The organism is Sulfitobacter sp. S223 (assembly GCF_025143825.1).
Classification (GTDB): domain Bacteria; phylum Pseudomonadota; class Alphaproteobacteria; order Rhodobacterales; family Rhodobacteraceae; genus Sulfitobacter.
The window spans coordinates 36594-52356 of the sequence record NZ_CP083560.1 but is presented as its reverse complement, the minus strand read 5'-3'; the positions used below and the strand labels follow the sequence as shown (position 1 = coordinate 52356).

General features: G+C 51.7%; 18 protein-coding genes. 7 read left to right on the top strand and 11 right to left on the bottom strand.

The genetic code is table 11. The annotated features are described in order from the left end of the window. Positions 1-31 precede the first annotated feature (31 nt). Together K3757_RS00255 and hrcA are read right to left on the bottom strand one after the other, a co-directional pair. Positions 32-592, bottom strand: a complete 561-nt coding sequence (locus tag K3757_RS00255; protein ID WP_259998134.1) for a nucleotide exchange factor GrpE — start codon at positions 590-592, stop codon at positions 32-34. Positions 593-601: 9 nt separating this feature from the next. Further along, on the bottom strand, positions 602-1666 hold the full coding sequence (gene hrcA / locus K3757_RS00250; RefSeq protein ID WP_259998131.1) for a heat-inducible transcriptional repressor HrcA: 1065 nt from the start codon (positions 1664-1666) through the stop codon (positions 602-604). 84 nt (positions 1667-1750) lie between these two features. Here hrcA and rph point away from each other — a divergent pair, with 84 nt between their 5' ends. From rph to hemW, 3 genes are read left to right on the top strand one after another with little or no spacing between them, the layout of a single operon-like run. Then, complete coding sequence (gene rph, locus K3757_RS00245; protein WP_259998129.1) at positions 1751-2464, top strand: ribonuclease PH; 714 nt, start codon at positions 1751-1753, stop codon at positions 2462-2464. Then, a complete protein-coding gene (rdgB, locus tag K3757_RS00240; RefSeq protein WP_259998127.1) occupies positions 2461-3072 on the top strand; it encodes an RdgB/HAM1 family non-canonical purine NTP pyrophosphatase in 612 nt (203 codons plus the stop codon). The genes rph and rdgB overlap by 4 nt, the downstream gene beginning before the upstream one ends. Beyond that, positions 3065-4222 carry a radical SAM family heme chaperone HemW gene (gene hemW, locus K3757_RS00235; protein ID WP_259998125.1) on the top strand — a complete coding sequence of 386 codons (1158 nt, stop codon included), beginning with the start codon at positions 3065-3067 and terminating at the stop codon, positions 4220-4222. Before rdgB ends, hemW begins: the two co-directional genes overlap by 8 nt. Here hemW and K3757_RS00230 read toward each other — a convergent pair. The 7 genes from K3757_RS00230 to K3757_RS00200 all read right to left on the bottom strand — a co-directional run bounded on the left by K3757_RS00230 (position 4219) and on the right by K3757_RS00200 (position 11575). Further along, positions 4219-5112 carry a ParB/RepB/Spo0J family partition protein gene (locus K3757_RS00230; protein WP_259998121.1) on the bottom strand — a complete coding sequence of 298 codons (894 nt, stop codon included), beginning with the start codon at positions 5110-5112 and terminating at the stop codon, positions 4219-4221. The genes hemW and K3757_RS00230 overlap by 4 nt on opposite strands. After that, entirely contained in the window at positions 5102-5929 is an 828-nt protein-coding gene (locus tag K3757_RS00225; RefSeq protein ID WP_259998118.1) for a ParA family protein, read from the bottom strand. Before K3757_RS00225 ends, K3757_RS00230 begins: the two co-directional genes overlap by 11 nt. Then, positions 5922-6530 carry a 16S rRNA (guanine(527)-N(7))-methyltransferase RsmG gene (gene rsmG, locus K3757_RS00220; RefSeq protein WP_260001322.1) on the bottom strand — a complete coding sequence of 203 codons (609 nt, stop codon included), beginning with the start codon at positions 6528-6530 and terminating at the stop codon, positions 5922-5924. Before rsmG ends, K3757_RS00225 begins: the two co-directional genes overlap by 8 nt. Further along, on the bottom strand, positions 6530-8392 hold the full coding sequence (mnmG, locus tag K3757_RS00215; RefSeq protein ID WP_259998114.1) for a tRNA uridine-5-carboxymethylaminomethyl(34) synthesis enzyme MnmG: 1863 nt from the start codon (positions 8390-8392) through the stop codon (positions 6530-6532). The genes rsmG and mnmG overlap by 1 nt, the downstream gene beginning before the upstream one ends. Positions 8393-8404: 12 nt before the next feature. Beyond that, positions 8405-9691 (bottom strand): tRNA uridine-5-carboxymethylaminomethyl(34) synthesis GTPase MnmE, encoded by a 1287-nt coding sequence (gene mnmE / locus K3757_RS00210; protein WP_259998112.1) that lies wholly within the window; start codon positions 9689-9691, stop codon positions 8405-8407. A 30-nt stretch (positions 9692-9721) separates the two neighbouring features. Continuing rightward, complete coding sequence (rho, locus tag K3757_RS00205) at positions 9722-10993, bottom strand: transcription termination factor Rho (RefSeq protein ID WP_259998110.1); 1272 nt, start codon at positions 10991-10993, stop codon at positions 9722-9724. A 132-nt stretch (positions 10994-11125) separates the two neighbouring features. Then, the gene (locus K3757_RS00200) at positions 11126-11575 is read right to left on the bottom strand and encodes a CopD family protein (protein ID WP_259998107.1); all 450 of its coding nucleotides are present in this window, start codon (positions 11573-11575) and stop codon (positions 11126-11128) included. A 404-nt stretch (positions 11576-11979) separates the two neighbouring features. On the opposite strand from K3757_RS00200, the gene K3757_RS00195 reads away from it, so the two are divergent. The 4 genes from K3757_RS00195 to dnaQ are packed head-to-tail and all read left to right on the top strand — an operon-like array spanning position 11980 to position 14678. Further along, positions 11980-12579 carry a nucleoside triphosphate pyrophosphatase gene (locus tag K3757_RS00195; RefSeq protein WP_259998105.1) on the top strand — a complete coding sequence of 200 codons (600 nt, stop codon included), beginning with the start codon at positions 11980-11982 and terminating at the stop codon, positions 12577-12579. Continuing rightward, a complete protein-coding gene (locus tag K3757_RS00190) occupies positions 12576-13412 on the top strand; it encodes a shikimate dehydrogenase (protein WP_259998103.1) in 837 nt (278 codons plus the stop codon). The genes K3757_RS00195 and K3757_RS00190 overlap by 4 nt, the downstream gene beginning before the upstream one ends. Continuing rightward, positions 13412-13999: a dephospho-CoA kinase gene (coaE, locus tag K3757_RS00185; RefSeq protein WP_259998101.1), complete on the top strand. Its 588-nt coding sequence runs from the start codon at positions 13412-13414 to the stop codon at positions 13997-13999. Before K3757_RS00190 ends, coaE begins: the two co-directional genes overlap by 1 nt. Then, complete coding sequence (dnaQ, locus tag K3757_RS00180; RefSeq protein ID WP_259998099.1) at positions 13992-14678, top strand: DNA polymerase III subunit epsilon; 687 nt, start codon at positions 13992-13994, stop codon at positions 14676-14678. The genes coaE and dnaQ overlap by 8 nt, the downstream gene beginning before the upstream one ends. Before the next feature lie 4 nt (positions 14679-14682). On the opposite strand, the gene secB is transcribed toward dnaQ, so the two are convergent. Both secB and K3757_RS00170 read right to left on the bottom strand, forming a co-directional pair. After that, positions 14683-15165 carry a protein-export chaperone SecB gene (secB, locus tag K3757_RS00175; protein WP_259998097.1) on the bottom strand — a complete coding sequence of 161 codons (483 nt, stop codon included), beginning with the start codon at positions 15163-15165 and terminating at the stop codon, positions 14683-14685. 73 nt (positions 15166-15238) lie between these two features. After that, entirely contained in the window at positions 15239-15727 is a 489-nt protein-coding gene (locus K3757_RS00170; RefSeq protein ID WP_259998094.1) for an FxsA family protein, read from the bottom strand. Positions 15728-15763: the final 36 nt, after the last annotated feature.

Sequence of the window (15763 nt, the reverse complement as noted above, 5' to 3'; positions counted from 1 at the left end):
CCTCTTTATAACTCTACCCATTTTTTGGGTGTTAGCCCGCCATGGACGATACGCCGACCTGTGCAGGGCGCAGCAGCCGATCATGCAGCATAAAGCCTTCGGCAGCGACCTGAATGATGTCACCTGCTTTGGTATCTGGAACCGGAGCTTCAAACATCGCCTGATGCAGTTTGGGATCAAACTTGTCCCCAACCTCTGGCGAAATTGGAGTGATGCCGTGTTTTTTGAAAACAGAGCGTAGCTCACGCATTGTCAGCTCGATCCCTTCCAGCAATGGGCCAGACACTGTCCGTTGCTCTTCGGTTGCAGCCTCAAGTGCGCGTTTCATGTTGTCGTGGACCGAAAGGATGTCACGCGCCAGCTTTGAGCCACCGTAATTTTCTGCTTCGCGACGGTCTTTGTCAGATCGCTTACGTGCGTTTTCGGCATCAGCCAAAGCGCGCATTAAGCGGTCTTTATACTTGTCACGCTCTTCAATAATTTCTTCGAGCGCCAAATCGCCCTCGTCAATTTCTTCCATCTCGCTTGCGTAAGCTTCTGCTTCCGCTGCTTCTGGATCATCAAGAAAATCGTTTTCGTTCGGGTCTGCCATATTCCACCTCTAACTCCGGTCGGAAATCAGTTTTCCAACCAGTTGCGCCGTGTAGTTCACAATCGGCACGATACGTCCATAGTTCAGCCGCGTTGGACCTATCACACCCACCGCGCCAATAATCTTACGATCAGAGTTCATATATGGGGAAACCACCAAAGAGGAACCCGAAAGTGAGAAAAGTTTGTTCTCTGAACCAATAAAAATGCGCACACCGTCGCCTTCTTCCGCCAGTTCAAGGAAATCCGCGATGTCCCGCTTGCGTTCAAGATCATCGAAAAGCTTGCGCACCCGCTCCAGATCATGCGCTTCACCGCTGTCCGTTAGTAGATTCGCCCGCCCGCGAACGATCAATCGCTCGGGATGCTCTTCGCCACCTTCCCAGATCACCAGACCACTTTCGACCAGTTCAGCTGCCAGCACGTCGATCTCTTGTCGACGTCGCTGCATTTCAGTTTTGATTGTGCGGGTCAGTTCGCTGAGGGTTTTGCCTTCAACCAAAGAGTTGAGGAAGTTTGCGGCTTCACGCATTGAGCTTGGGGTCTGGCCCGGCGGCGGGGCAAACAGCCGGTTTTCAACATGCCCGTTCGAAAACACCAACACCGCCAAAGCACGATCATGGGAAAGCGAAACAAATTCGATATGTTTGATGGGCGCTTCGTGCTTCGGTGCCAATACCAGCGATGCGCCATGGGTCACGCCGGACAGCGCAGTGCCAAGCCGGTCCAGCATCCCTGTCACGTCATCGCCATTGCGTCCCATTGTTGCATCAATCTGGGCACGGTCGCCATCGTCGGGATTCCCGACTTCCAGCAAGCCATCCACAAACATGCGCAGTCCCAATTGGGTGGGAATACGTCCCGCGCTTACATGCGGGCTGTCCAGCAGACCGAGAAACTCAAGATCCTGCATCACATTGCGGATTGTCGCAGCGCTCACTTTCTCGGAAAATTCGCGTGTTAGGGTGCGGGATCCGACTGGATCACCATTCGCAAGATACCCCTCGACCACACGGCGAAATACTTCGCGTGACCGGTCGTTCATTTCCTGCAAAATACCTGATGTGTCTGTCATACTGTCACATTAAGGGTGCGGGGGTTGCATCTGCAAGGGACCCAGAGGTATCCCGACAGGTAAATCAAACAAAAGGAATGTCCCATGCGCCCATCCGGCCGGAAACTTGACGAAATGCGCAGTGTATCTGTCGAAGTTGGTTTCACAAAGCACGCCGAAGGCTCGGCGCTGATCAAGATGGGCGACACCCATGTACTGTGTACCGCAACGATTGAAGACCGTGTGCCGCCATTTATCAAGGGCTCTGGCCTTGGCTGGGTCACTGCTGAATATGGCATGCTACCCCGCGCCACGAACACCCGGATGCGCCGTGAGGCAGCATCGGGCAAACAGGGCGGCCGGACTGTAGAAATTCAGCGCCTGATCGGGCGCGCCCTGCGTGCCGGTGTTGATCGCGTTGCCTTGGGTGAGCGTCAAATCACCATCGACTGTGACGTGCTTCAAGCAGACGGTGGCACGCGCTGCGCGTCAATCACTGGCGGCTGGATCGCCCTGCGCCTTGCTGTGAACAAGCTGATGAAAGCAGGCGATGTTGTGTCTGATCCGCTGGTTGATCCTGTCGCCGCCATTAGCTGCGGCATCTATGCCGGTCAGCCTGTGCTTGATCTGGATTACCCCGAGGATTCAGAAGCCGGCGTTGACGGCAACTTTATCATGACAGAAAGCGGTCGACTGATTGAAACGCAAATGAGCGCTGAAGGCTCCACCTATTCGCGCGACCAGATGAACCATCTTCTGGACCTTGCAGAGAAAGGTATCGCAGAATTGACCGCGATCCAGAAAGCCGCTTGCGTATGAGCCGTAAGTTCGAAGGCGACCGCATCCTGATTGCCACCCATAACGCGGGCAAACTGGAAGAAATGCAGGAGCTTTTCTCCCCCCTTGGCATCACCGTGGTCGGTGCCAAGGAATTGGGCCTGCAAGAGCCGGAAGAGACCGAGGACACCTTCATCGGCAATGCTCGGATCAAAGCCCACGCAGCAGTGAAGGCCACCGGCCTGCCTGCCCTTGCTGATGACAGTGGTATTCAGGTTGCGGCACTGGGTAATGCGCCCGGTGTCTACACCGCTGACTGGGCAGAAACCCCAAATGGTCGTGATTTTGTGATGGCGATGAATAAGACCCATGATCTGCTGGAAAAAGCCGACGCCCCGCATCCACGCGCCGCACGTTTTTGCGCAACCCTGGTGCTTGCATGGCCGGATGGACATGATGAAGTCGTAGAGGGATTTGTAGACGGCACATTCGTTTGGCCAATGCGCGGCGAAACCGGCCACGGGTATGACCCAATTTTCCAGCCCACCGGTGAAACCCGCACCTTTGCCGAAATGAACCATGATGAGAAAAACGCGATCAGCCACCGGGCGGACGCTTTCGCAAAACTCATGGCTCGCTGTTTTGACTGAAGACTGGCAACAGGGCGGCTTCGGGATCTACATCCACTGGCCGTTTTGCGAGGCGAAATGCCCATATTGCGATTTCAACAGTCACGTATCACGCAGTATTGACCAATCCGCGTGGAAAAAGGCCTACCTTCAAGAGTTGCGGCGATATGCGTCCCTAACGCAGGGCAGAACGGTTACTTCTGTATTTTTTGGCGGCGGAACGCCCAGCCTCATGAACCCAGATACTGTCGCAGATGTCATTGCTGAGATAAGACGGCTATGGCCTGTTGCTAACGATCTGGAGATCACGCTTGAAGCCAATCCGGGTTCCGTCGAGGCCGGACGATTTATGGCGTATCGGGATGGCGGTGTTTCGCGGATATCAATGGGCATTCAGGCGCTTAATGATACCGATCTAAAAAGGCTTGGTCGCATTCATACGGTTACTGAAGGACTTGCAGCCTTCGACATCGCCCGCAACACCTTTGAACGGGTCAGCTTTGATTTGATATATGCCCGCCAGAACCAAGGCCTCAAGGATTGGGAAGCAGAGCTTAAACAGGCTCTAACCCTATCGATAGATCACCTTTCTTTGTACCAATTAACGATTGAGGACGGCACGGCGTTTGGGGACAGATATGCGATCGGAAAGCTTCGCGGTCTACCTGACGAAGATCTTGGGGCTGACATGTTCGACCTAACCCAAGATGTGTGTGCCGCGGCGGGCATGCCTGCCTATGAAGTTTCAAATCACGCTGCTGACGGGGCACAATCACGCCACAACCTTATCTATTGGCGGTATGGGGATTATTTGGGAATTGGTCCCGGAGCACACGGGCGCCTAACACTCTCTGGCCAACGGCATGCCACGATCTGCTATAGCAACCCGAAACGCTGGCTTGATGAGGTTGAGAAGGCGCAACCAGAACAAAGCCGTGAGGTTTTGACGAAAGATGACGAGGCAACCGAGTTTTTGCTGATGGGGTTACGTCTGCGCGAAGGTGTCGACCTTGAGCGCTTTAATACCCTTGCACAAAAGCCGTTAGATCAGGTGACATTGCACCACCTGACCGACATTGGCATGATTTCGGTAAATAAAACTAGACTGATAGTTACCGATCAAGGTTTCAGAGTGTTGAATTCAGTTATCTCGGCACTCTTGAACGGCTAGGTTGCGCTAAGCAGTCTGCACAGCTCATCAAGTTCATCAAGCGACTTGTACTGCACAGTCATCTGGCCACTTTCCTGTCCAGGCTTATGTGTGAGGGATACGCGCATACCAAGATTCGCCGAAAGATCACCCTCTAACGCCTTGGTGTCGGCGTCTTTTTCATTTGTCTCCTGCGAACCCGTTGGCTTTGGCTTTGCACCATCCGACATTTCGCGTTTAACCAAAGCCTCGGTCGCCCTTACAGAAAGGCCACCCTTGATCACTTGCTGCGCCAGCTTCATCGGATCTTGTGCCGGAATCAAAGCACGCGCATGACCAGCACTCAGACTTCCGTCACGCAAAAGCTCAAGCACAGGCAATGGAAGATTCAACAAGCGTAGAAGGTTCGCTATATGGCTCCGGCTTTTGCCGAGAGCTTCAGCCATCTTCTCCTGAGTATGACCGAATTTTTCCATCAACTGCTTGTATCCAGCGGCCTCTTCTGCCGCGTTCAGATCGGCGCGCTGGATGTTCTCAATAATCGCAACTTCAAGAACTTCAATATCACTGAATTCCCGAACGATCACAGGAAGCTGGTGCAATTGGGCCATCTGTGCAGCCCGCCAGCGTCGCTCTCCTGCAACGATTTCGTACTTTCCGCCTTCCAACGCGCGGACGATTAGAGGCTGGAGAACTCCCTTCTCTCGAATGGAGGCCGCGAGATCATCAAGATCTTCTTGTTTGAACTGCTTGCGCGGCTGGTCCGGATTGGGGGAAATGCGTTCAATCGGCACCATTTGGTCAGCCGCGGATGGCCCCTTGGCCGCTACACTTTCTGTTTCGCTGACATCAGCCATCAGTGCAGACAATCCGCGCCCAAGGCCCCGCTTACGCTCATGATTATTCGACATGTTGCACCTCTTTGGCCTGTGTTTGATTGTTGTTCATCAGTTCAACTGCAAGATCACGATATGCCTTGGCGCCTTTGGAAAGAGTATCGTAAGATAACACCGGCATGGCGAAACTCGGTGCTTCGCTTACCCGAACGTTTCGGGGCACCATCGTTTTAAAAACCAAATCGCCCAGATTGTCGCGCGCATCCTGCTCTACTTGCTGCGAAAGGTTATTTCGCCGATCATACATAGTAAGCACGATCCCTTCGATCCGCAGATGCTTATTCCCACTTTGACGCACCTCACGAATGGTTAGCATCAATTGCGAAAGCCCCTCCAATGCAAAAAATTCACTTTGCAATGGGACTAGAACTGAGTGGGCACCAATCATTGCGTTGACCGTCAACAAGTTGAGTGATGGCGGGCAATCGATCAATATGTAGTTGAATTCAAACGTGTCCATTTGGGTCTGGCGAAGTGCATCATGCAATAGAAAGCTGCGTTTTTCATTAGATAGCAGCTCAAGATCGGCTGAACTAAGGTCGACAGTCGCTGGAACAATATAGAGATTTTCAGTTTCCGTTTTCTGAATAACGTCATTGAGATCAACATCTTCGAGCAACAGTTCGTATGTCGTGAACTCCCGGTCTTCCAAGGCAATGCCCAACCCTGTCGAAGCGTTGCCTTGAGGATCAAGATCAATAACCAGAACACGCTGGCCCTTCTCCGCGAGAGCGGCTGCAAGATTGATGGTCGTGGTCGTTTTCCCAACACCACCCTTTTGGTTTGCAACTGCAATAATTTTTGGCCCAGTTGGGCGAGACAGGTCAGACACGCGTAAGCTCCTTGATCTTCAAGATGGTAGCGTCGGCATTGGTCTTACTTCTAACTACTTCTAAGTTGTACGACCAGTTTTTCTGCGCTGCCTGATGTTCCTTCTCCCAGCTTGCCCCTTTTGGAAACAGTGCGGTTCCTTCAGGCGAAAGATGCCGTTCTGCGTGTCCAAGTAGCGAATTCAGATCATCAAGTGCGCGCGCAGAGAGAACAGCAGCGCCCAAAGGGTCCAATTCGTCCACACGGTTGGCATGTACGACAACGTTAAGATCCAGCTCACGCGCTGCCGTACGAAGAAAAGCACACTTACGCTGATCACTATCGACAAGGGTAAATTGGCGGTCAGGCGTGGTATGTTTAGCCATTATTGCGGCGACAATACCAGGAAATCCACCACCACTGCCAATATCAACCCAGTCTCCGTCTACAGGCGCTGCGTCAAACACCTGAACAGAATCAACGATATGTCTGTCCCAGACATGCGGTGCATCACCCTTTGAGATCAGATTTATCTTTTTGGTCCACTTCAAAACAAGATCTTCAAACTGATGAAGACTGTCTAGTGTTTCACGTGAAACATTCTGCAATACATCATCACTCATCATGCGGACTTCTTTGACTGACCCTTACGGATCAAAGCTAGCAAAAGAGTGAGAGCCGCTGGGGTCATTCCCTCAATTTTTGCCGCTTGGGCAAGGTTTTCCGGTTTCGAGGCGATCAGTTTTGATTTCAGCTCGTTAGACAATCCGTCAATCTTTACATAATCGAAAGATGCTGGGATAAGCTCACGCTCATCTTTTCTAAGCAGAGCAACATCATTTTCCTGCCGCTTGATGTAGTTTGAATACAAAGCATCTTTCGACAATTGTTCAGCAATTTCCGTGTCTACTTCCACCAGATCCGGATCAAGTGCACATATATCAGCGAATTTTACATCCGGGAAAGATAGGAGTTGAAAAGCAGTACGGCGTTGACCGTCCTGATTTATGGCGACTCCGGCTGCCGCTGCCTCTTTTGGTGTGTAAGTCTTTGTCTCAAGAATTGTGCGACAGCTCTTTAGCGCATCCATTTTGCTATTAAATGCCGCACTGCGAATATCAGAAACGCAACCAAGTTCGATACCTTGCTGGGTCAATCGCTGATCTGCGTTGTCGGCCCGCAAAGAAAGACGGAACTCCGCACGTGATGTAAACATGCGATAAGGTTCGGATACGCCTCTTGTGGTGAGATCATCAATCATGACGCCAATATAGCTATTTGTCCGGCTGAACAGAACAGGCTCACGGTTCTGAACTGATAGTGCCGCGTTTAAACCCGCAACCAGACCTTGTGCGGCTGCTTCTTCATATCCTGTTGTACCGTTGATCTGCCCTGCTAAATAGAGGCCCGGCACATTCTTCAGCTCCAGAGTTTGTTTAAGTGCGCGTGGGTCCACATAATCATATTCAATCGCATAGCCTGGCTGCATAATTTCAACAGATTCCAACCCAACAATGGACCGTACATAATCTTCCTGCACAGCGATCGGTAAAGAAGTTGAAATCCCGTTCGGATAGATCGTCGGATCGTCCAAGCCTTCTGGCTCCAAAAAGACTTGATGAGACGTCTTATCAGCGAAACGCACAACTTTATCTTCTATTGATGGGCAATAGCGCGGTCCGATACCGTCAATGTGGCCACCATACATGGCAGAACTCGCCAGATTCGTCCGGATTATTTCATGGGTTCTTTCATTTGTATGAGTGATACCACAGGAAATTTGTCGTGCCCCTGCTTGCTTGGACATGAATGAAAATAGCGTGGGAACATCATCTGCGGGCTGCATTTCAAGACCGTCCCAGTTTATAGTCCTTCCATCAAGACGCGGAGGTGTACCCGTTTTAAGGCGACCCAAGTTCAATCCAAATTGATCAATTCGCTGAGCGAGCTTCTGAGAAGGATTATCGCCCATCCGTCCACCCGGTCTTTGCACATCACCGATGTGAATGATCCCGCGAAGAAAAGTTCCAGTTGTAAGAATAACTGCCCCAGCATGAAGGCTGGTCCCCTCGGCAGTCACGATCCCAGCAACCTTTTCACCTTCCATGATGAAATCAACTGCCTCACCTTCGAGGATAGTTATCCCAGCATGTGCCTCGATCTCGGACAACATCGTCTCACGGTATATCTTCCGGTCAGCTTGGGCACGGGGTCCTTGGACCGCAGGTCCCTTTCGACGATTCAAAAGCCGGAATTGAATCCCGGCCGCGTCTGCAACGCGTCCCATCAATCCGTCTAGCGCATCGATTTCGCGAACCAGATGCCCCTTCCCCAGGCCGCCGATGGCAGGATTACAGGACATCACTCCGATTGTACTACGAGACATGGTCAAGAGCGCAGTACGCGCGCCCATTCGCGCCGCGGCGTGCGCTGCGTCGGCACCGGCATGGCCACCACCAATTACAATGACGTCAAAATGTTTCACGTGAAACAATCCTCATTTTCCAAGACAGAAGCTTGCGAATATCTCATCTAGCAGATTCTCCGCATCAATGCGACCTACCAACGCTTCAAGCGCGTGGATTCCAAGGCGGAGTTCCGCCGCAGCTATATCATAATGATCTGGACCACCATCAAGAATTCTTTGTGCTGCCTGCAGCCCCGATCTGGCGGTCTCCATCGCAGTGGCGTGCCGAGCATGCGTCGCAAGACCAGCCCCTGTGGCAAGATCCGCCAGTTGTCCTTCTATCTTTTCAAGAAGTTGATCTACGCCCGCCCCCGTTTTTCCTGATACAGCAGGAAATGGGTCTCCGGAAAGATCAGCCTTAGAAGTCAGCTCGATATCACCTGCAAGTGGCGTAAATGGAGGCTTTTCACCCTCATCAAGTAAGAAAACGCGTAGGTCTGCATCAGCAGCCCGCTTTAAGGCCAGTTCAACTCCAAGCGTCTCGATCTCATCTGTGCTTTCGCGAATTCCAGCCGTATCCAAGAGTGTCACAGGTAAACCACCCAAATCCATGCGAACTTCGATGACATCACGGGTGGTTCCAGCAATACTTGATGTGATCGCTGCCTCTCGTCCTGCTAGTCTATTCAAAAGTGTGGATTTCCCCACATTTGGTGCACCAACAATTGCGACTTCAAAGCCCGTCCTGATCCGCTCTGCCGCTTTTGTTCCTTCAATCTCACGTTTGAGATCAGCATCGACATCTCTGAGCAGTTCACGAACCTCGCCACTGACATCGACAGGAACATCTTCATCCGCAAAATCAATGGTGGCTTCCAATAAGGCTGCAGCACGTATCAATGCGGTACGCCACACTTCTACCTTTGAACCCAAATCCCCTGACAGAACACGAAGTGCCTGTTTTCTCTGCGCCTCGGTTTCCGCTTCTATCAAGTCAGCAAGGCCTTCAACTTGAACCAGATCGAGGCGGCTGTTTTCAAGAGCACGGCGGGTAAATTCACCTGGTTCCGCGAGCCGTACACCCGCATAAGATCCAAGTTCAGAAAGCACGCGCCGCATAATTGCAATACTGCCGTGCAAATGCAGTTCTACAACGTCTTCGCCTGTGAAGCTATGCGGCCCCTCGAAGCACAGAACCAAAGCCTGATCTATAAAACCGCCATCGCGACCTTTGACCATCCTAAGAGCAGTTGAACGATGCTCTGGCAGAGACCCGACCATTTTTGCGCTGACTTCATGCGCCAACGGTCCTGAAATCCGCACAACGGACACACCGGCACGGCCCATTGCTGTCGCTTGGGCGAAAATCGTATCCATAGACCTAAGCCTTTGAATTTATGTGAAGTTTTAGGTATTCATCGAGTCGAAGAAGTCAGAATTTGTCTTGGTCTGCTTCAATTTGGATATCAGGAATTCGATCGCATCCGTCGTACCCATTGGGTTCAGAATGCGGCGCAGAACGAAGGTTTTCTGAAGATCGACTTTATCGACCAACAGATCTTCTTTCCGTGTACCGGATTTTAGAATGTCGATGGCAGGGAAGACGCGCTTGTCCGCGATTTTCCGATCCAGAACAATCTCGGAGTTACCTGTGCCTTTGAATTCTTCGAAGATAACTTCGTCCATACGGCTACCTGTGTCGATCAGCGCTGTTGCAATGATCGTAAGCGAACCGCCCTCTTCGATGTTACGTGCGGCACCAAAGAAACGCTTGGGGCGCTGCAAGGCGTTCGCATCAACACCACCAGTAAGGACCTTACCAGAGGAAGGCACAACCGTGTTAAACGCACGACCAAGGCGCGTTACCGAGTCCAGCAAGATGACAACGTCACGCTTGTGCTCAACCAAACGCTTGGCTTTTTCAATTACCATGTCAGAAACTGCCACGTGGCGTGTCGCTGGTTCATCAAAAGTAGAGGACACAACTTCACCCTTCACAGAACGCTGCATGTCTGTCACTTCTTCAGGGCGCTCGTCGATCAGCAAAACAATCAAATAGCACTCTGGGTGATTCTTTTCGATTGAGTTGGCGATGTTCTGCAGCAGAACAGTCTTACCCGTCCGCGGAGGGGCAACGATCAGGCAGCGCTGACCTTTACCGATTGGTGAAACCAGATCAATGATCCGTGCAGAACGGTCTTTGACGGTGGGATCTTCGACTTCCATGATCAGCCGCTCATCCGGGTAAAGTGGCGTGAGGTTCTCGAACGCGACCTTGTGGCGGGCTTTCTCAGGATCTTCAAAGTTGATCTGTGTGACTTCGGTCAGCGCAAAATAACGCTCGTTGTCGTCAGGTGCTTTGATCAAACCTTCAATCGTGTCGCCTGTCCGCAGCGAATGCTGGCGGATCATTTCAGGCGAAACGTAGATATCATCAGGTCCGGCAAGGTAGTTCGCCTCGGGAGAGCGCAAAAATCCAAAACCGTCTTGCAGAACTTCCAGAACGCCATCGCCAGAGATTTCCCAGCCCTCATCAGCGCGTTCACGCAGAATCTGGAACATCATCTCGCCCTTGCGCATCGTAGAGGCGTTTTCAATCTCCAGCTCTTCAGCCATATCGATCAGGCTTTTGGGAGATTTCGCCTTCAGGTCGGCAAGATTGAGAGTTTCAACTGTCATGGAGATATCCTTGGCCTCACGCGAAAGCGTCAGCTGGCCTGTCTTGGAAAAAAAATCGGGTTATGCAATCCCCGAACGGGGCGCTGAATGCTCTTAGCCTGCCTAGGCCCGCCCTGTCAATCAATGACAGACCTAGAACTTAACCGTCACGGAAAAGACAATCAGGATCATCAGAACGGTCGGCACTTCGTTCATGAGGCGGTATTGCTTGCCTGTCACCGTGTTTTCACCGCGCTGAAAGCCCTTCATCCGCCGCATAAGCCATACGTGGAAGATGGTCATGCCAATTACCGAGGCGCCTTTCAGCCAAGGCCAAACAAGGTCCCAGTTTACGATCCCGGGCGTCATCACCAGCAACAACCCAAAGATCCATGTGGCCATCATAGCAGGGCTCATGATCACCTTGGCCAGTTTGTATTCCATCATGGCAAAGATTTCATGTGTCTCGCCGCTAAGGCCTACACGTTCGGTGTGGTGCACCATGAGCCGTGGCAGATAGAACAGCGCTGCCATCCACGAAATTACCGAAATGATGTGAAGCCCTTTAATCCAGGGATAGGCCGCGATCAGGATATCACTCATCTTTGTCTCTCCATGCTTGCCCTCTCTTTATAATAATAAAGATAGAAAGAAAGATTGTTGTTTTAAGTAGGGAGGCCAAAACCTGTGGATCAAATAGTTATCCCCACTTTTGTACACCCATCAAACCTTGGAAACATAGGATGTTGATAATGTTCATGTGAACAACATTATCTTTAAAAATCATAACCTTATTGATTAATATGTTTTCATTGTGTTGTGGAAAACTCTGTTGGTGGAACCGAAACAACTTAAGTTACCAAATCATTAAGTTGTCCTTTTCCACCGTGGGTGAAATGCAGGCAAACTGGATGACAGATGCCGGTTATCCCCCTCTTGAACCCAAGCGACGAATTGCGGACAAGTTGTCCTTAAGAATATCTTAAGATTATGCATGAGTTATCCACATGACTGTACAGATCATCCTTGCGTCAGGTTCTGCGATCCGTGGCCAAATGCTGCGTCAAGCAGCGGTGCCCCACGAGGTTCAAGTAGCACGTGTTGATGAAGAGATGATTAAGTCATCCCTTATCGCTGCAGGTGCCCCGCCCCGTGACATAGCCGATGCGCTTGCTGAACTCAAAGCATCGAAGGTCAGTGATAAGAATCCCGGCGCTTTGGTTATCGGATGTGATCAGGTTCTGGATCACAAAGGTGTGCTGCTTAACAAACCTGAAAATCCCGCAGCTGCGCTTGAACAACTCAAATCCATGCGTGCCGATCGGCATACTCTTTTATCTGCTGCCGTTATTTATGAGAATGGAAAGCCTCTGTGGCGTCATATCGGGCAAGTACGGTTGCGGATGCGTGATGCCAGCGATGCATATCTAGAAAGTTATGTAGACCGGAACTGGGAAAGCATCCGCCATTCAGTTGGCGCCTATAAGCTTGAAGAAGAAGGCGTGCGGCTGTTCTCGCACATTGAGGGCGATTACTTTAATGTCTTGGGAATGCCCTTGTTGGAAATCCTCAATTACCTAACGCTTCGCGGAGACATCGATCAATGACCGAACTGCCTCGCATCCCTTTGGCCGGTGTCATAGGTTCCCCTATTGCGCACTCCAAATCACCACAGCTGCACCGGCATTGGCTCAAGACTTATGGAATTCCGGGTCACTATATCCCCATGGATGTGTCTCCGGAGAATCTGGAAACTGTGTTGCGGACTTTGCCTAAGATGGGATTTGTTGGCGTTAACCTCACTCTCCCACATAAAGAGAAAGTGATGGAGATCGCTGATCTGGTTACAGATCGTGCAACCCTGATTGGTGCTGCAAATACGCTGATATTCCGTAAGGATGGAAAGATTCACGCCGATAATACAGATGGTTACGGGTTTATTGAAAACCTGAAGGCGGGCGCGCCTGATTGGAATCCCCGTTCCGGTCCCGCTGCTATTCTTGGTGCTGGTGGCGCTGCCCGTGCTGTCATTGCCTCGCTTCTGGATGCTGGTGTGCCAGAGATATTGCTGTCTAATCGCACAAGGATACGCGCAGAACAGCTGCAGCATGATTTTGGTAGCCGCGTGCAGGTGTATGATTGGGTTCAGGCCGGCAATATGATTGATGACGCTTCGTTGCTGGTGAACACAACATCGCTGGGCATGATCGGCAAGGGAGAGCTGCGCGTTCCCCTAGATGGATTAAGTCCACGCACCGTCGTAACCGATCTTGTTTATGCTCCGCTCAAGACCAAGATGCTTGAAACAGCCGAGAACTACGGCTGTGTCACAGTTGATGGCCTTGGGATGCTGTTACATCAGGCTGTACCGGCGTTTGAACGCTGGTTTGGACGTCGACCAGATGTGGACCGTGCCACCCGTGCAGCGGCATTGCGTTGATGTTTTTGCTGGGTCTCACCGGGTCCATCGGGATGGGCAAATCAACAACGGCGCAGATGTTTGTAGATCACGGATGCGCGCTGTGGGATGCGGATGCAGCGGTGCATCGACTTTATGCCAAAGGCGGTGCGGCGGTGGCCCCTTTTAAGGCAGCATTTCCTGATGCTGTGATTGATGGCGCCGTGTCCCGTTCTGCGTTGAAAGAGATCATTGGGCGCGATCCTGCAGCGCTCAAACAGATTGAAGCGATTGTACATCCATTGGTTGGGCAAGACCGCGCCACGTTCCTTGCACAGACGCAGGCAGATATTGTTGTGCTCGACATTCCTTTGTTGTTTGAGACAGGCGGAGATGCCCGTGTCGACGCAACCGCCTGTGTTGTAACGGATGACGCCACGCAGGAAGCGCGCGTTATGGAACGCGGCACGATGACCCGTGAACAGTTCCTTGCGATCAAAGCCAAACAAATGCCCGCAGCCGAAAAATGCGCCCGCGCGACCTATGTGATTGAGACCGATACCCTTGAACACGCAGCGGCACAGGTGCAAGACATAGTGAAAGAAATCCGGAGCCAGCTTCATGCGTGAGATCGTCCTAGATACAGAAACCACAGGATTTGATCCCCATACAGGCGACCGCATCGTTGAAATTGGCGCGGTTGAGCTGATGCGGCATGTTGCTACCGGCAACACCTATCACCAATACATCAATCCGGAACGTGGCATGCCACAAGAGGCGTTTGAAGTGCACGGACTGGGTGATGATTTCTTGCGCGACAAACCCAAGTTTGTGCATATTGGTCAGGCTTTTGTGGATTTCATAGGTGACAGCAAGCTGATCATCCACAACGCAGCTTTCGATATCAAGTTTCTGAACTTCGAGCTGTCGAAAATGGGTCTGCGCGAAATTCCGTGGGAGCAGGCAGTTGATACGCTGGCCATCGCTCGTAAGAAATTCCCGGGCTCGCCGTCTTCTCTGGACGCATTATGCCGCCGTTTTGGCATTGATAACTCGTCCCGTACACTGCACGGCGCTTTGCTGGACAGTGAAATTCTGGCCGAAGTCTATCTTGAGCTGATTGGCGGCAAACAACCTGATTTTGCGCTCTCGACCCGAGCAGAGCCGAAAGAAGGTGATGCGCAAAGTGAGTGGACCCCGCGTCCGCGCCCTACCCCGCTGCCATCACGGCTTTCTGAAAAAGAAATCGCCGCCCACGCTGAGTTTGTCAGCAACTTGGGCGGCGATCCTTTGTGGCTAAAAGCCTAATTTTTTAAGCGTCTGCTTTCGCACCTTCGGACGCCTGACGGCGCGCGATTTCGTTACGGTAAAGCGCAACAAAGTCGATGTTCTCAAGGTTCAGCGGCGGGAAGCCACCGTCGCGTGTCACGTCGCTGACAATACGGCGCAGGAACGGGAAGATCATGCGGGGGCATTCGATCAGCAGAAAAGGGTGCAACTGGTCTTCAGGCACGTCCTGAATGTCAAAAATGCCGACATAATCGATCTCAAGCGCGAAAAGGGTGGTATCTCCGCCCTTGGCTTTGGACGTTACATTCAGCTTGATCGAAGATTCGTACTGATTTTCAGCAGAACGTTTTTTCGCATCAAGGTTCACCTGAACCTGCACATCAGGCTGCACGTCACTTGGCGCACCCTTTTGGGCCATAATATTTTCAAAAGACATATCACGAATGAATTGACCCAAAACGCGCAGTTGTGGTGCTTTTTGGGATTGTGCTTCGGCTTCGGCCATGAACGGCTCTCCTCTTTGGAGGTTAAAATTTGATGCAGAACGCTTAGCAGGTCAGTTCCAAGCGCTCAATCGCTTAGTGTTTTGTCCAACCCGAGGACCCTTTGGGCGCGTCACTATCGGGTAATTCGATAAATTCACCGTCAATCACATCACCGCCACCCCGCGGATCATGCTGTGGTGGGCGCTGACCGGAACCAGGCGTGCCAAAGGTTTGAACCTTAACGCGGGCACGAATGGCTTTGAACGCTGCTTTTCGGACTGCGGGTATCAGCAGCGCGAAACCGACGGCATCTGTAAAAAATCCGGGCGTCAGCAGCAGCGCGCCAGAAAACAGAATCATTGCCCCATGCACCAGCGGTTCTGTCGGGTCGCGCAACTCATTAAATGAATTCTGCAACTGACCCAGCGCCAAACGGCCCTGACTGCGGACCAGATACGTGCCTGCGAGGGCGGTTAATATGACGATCAGCAATGTAGGCCAAAGCCCGATAAACCCGCCAACTTGTATGAACAGGGCGATCTCAATCACCGGTACGGCGATAAATGCGATTAAAAGCCACATGTATTTGCTTCCTTTCACGGGGGCTACAGTGGACTT

Bases quoted from the DNA above. Each gene is read 5' to 3' on its own strand.
- rph (WP_259998129.1), top strand. From the start codon at position 1,751: ATGCGCCCATCCGGCCGGAAACTTGACGAAATGCGCAGTGTATCTGTC.
- mnmE (WP_259998112.1), bottom strand. From the start codon at position 9,691: ATGGATACGATTTTCGCCCAAGCGACAGCAATGGGCCGTGCCGGTGTG.
- K3757_RS00230 (WP_259998121.1), bottom strand. From the start codon at position 5,112: ATGTCGAATAATCATGAGCGTAAGCGGGGCCTTGGGCGCGGATTGTCT.
- K3757_RS00200 (WP_259998107.1), bottom strand. From the start codon at position 11,575: ATGAGTGATATCCTGATCGCGGCCTATCCCTGGATTAAAGGGCTTCAC.
- K3757_RS00170 (WP_259998094.1), bottom strand. From the start codon at position 15,727: ATGTGGCTTTTAATCGCATTTATCGCCGTACCGGTGATTGAGATCGCC.
- coaE (WP_259998101.1), top strand. From the start codon at position 13,412: ATGTTTTTGCTGGGTCTCACCGGGTCCATCGGGATGGGCAAATCAACA.
- K3757_RS00255 (WP_259998134.1), bottom strand. From the start codon at position 592: ATGGCAGACCCGAACGAAAACGATTTTCTTGATGATCCAGAAGCAGCG.
- hrcA (WP_259998131.1), bottom strand. From the start codon at position 1,666: ATGACAGACACATCAGGTATTTTGCAGGAAATGAACGACCGGTCACGC.
- K3757_RS00190 (WP_259998103.1), top strand. From the start codon at position 12,576: ATGACCGAACTGCCTCGCATCCCTTTGGCCGGTGTCATAGGTTCCCCT.
- dnaQ (WP_259998099.1), top strand. From the start codon at position 13,992: ATGCGTGAGATCGTCCTAGATACAGAAACCACAGGATTTGATCCCCAT.
- rdgB (WP_259998127.1), top strand. From the start codon at position 2,461: ATGAGCCGTAAGTTCGAAGGCGACCGCATCCTGATTGCCACCCATAAC.
- K3757_RS00195 (WP_259998105.1), top strand. From the start codon at position 11,980: ATGACTGTACAGATCATCCTTGCGTCAGGTTCTGCGATCCGTGGCCAA.
- rsmG (WP_260001322.1), bottom strand. From the start codon at position 6,530: ATGAGTGATGATGTATTGCAGAATGTTTCACGTGAAACACTAGACAGT.
- secB (WP_259998097.1), bottom strand. From the start codon at position 15,165: ATGGCCGAAGCCGAAGCACAATCCCAAAAAGCACCACAACTGCGCGTT.
- rho (WP_259998110.1), bottom strand. From the start codon at position 10,993: ATGACAGTTGAAACTCTCAATCTTGCCGACCTGAAGGCGAAATCTCCC.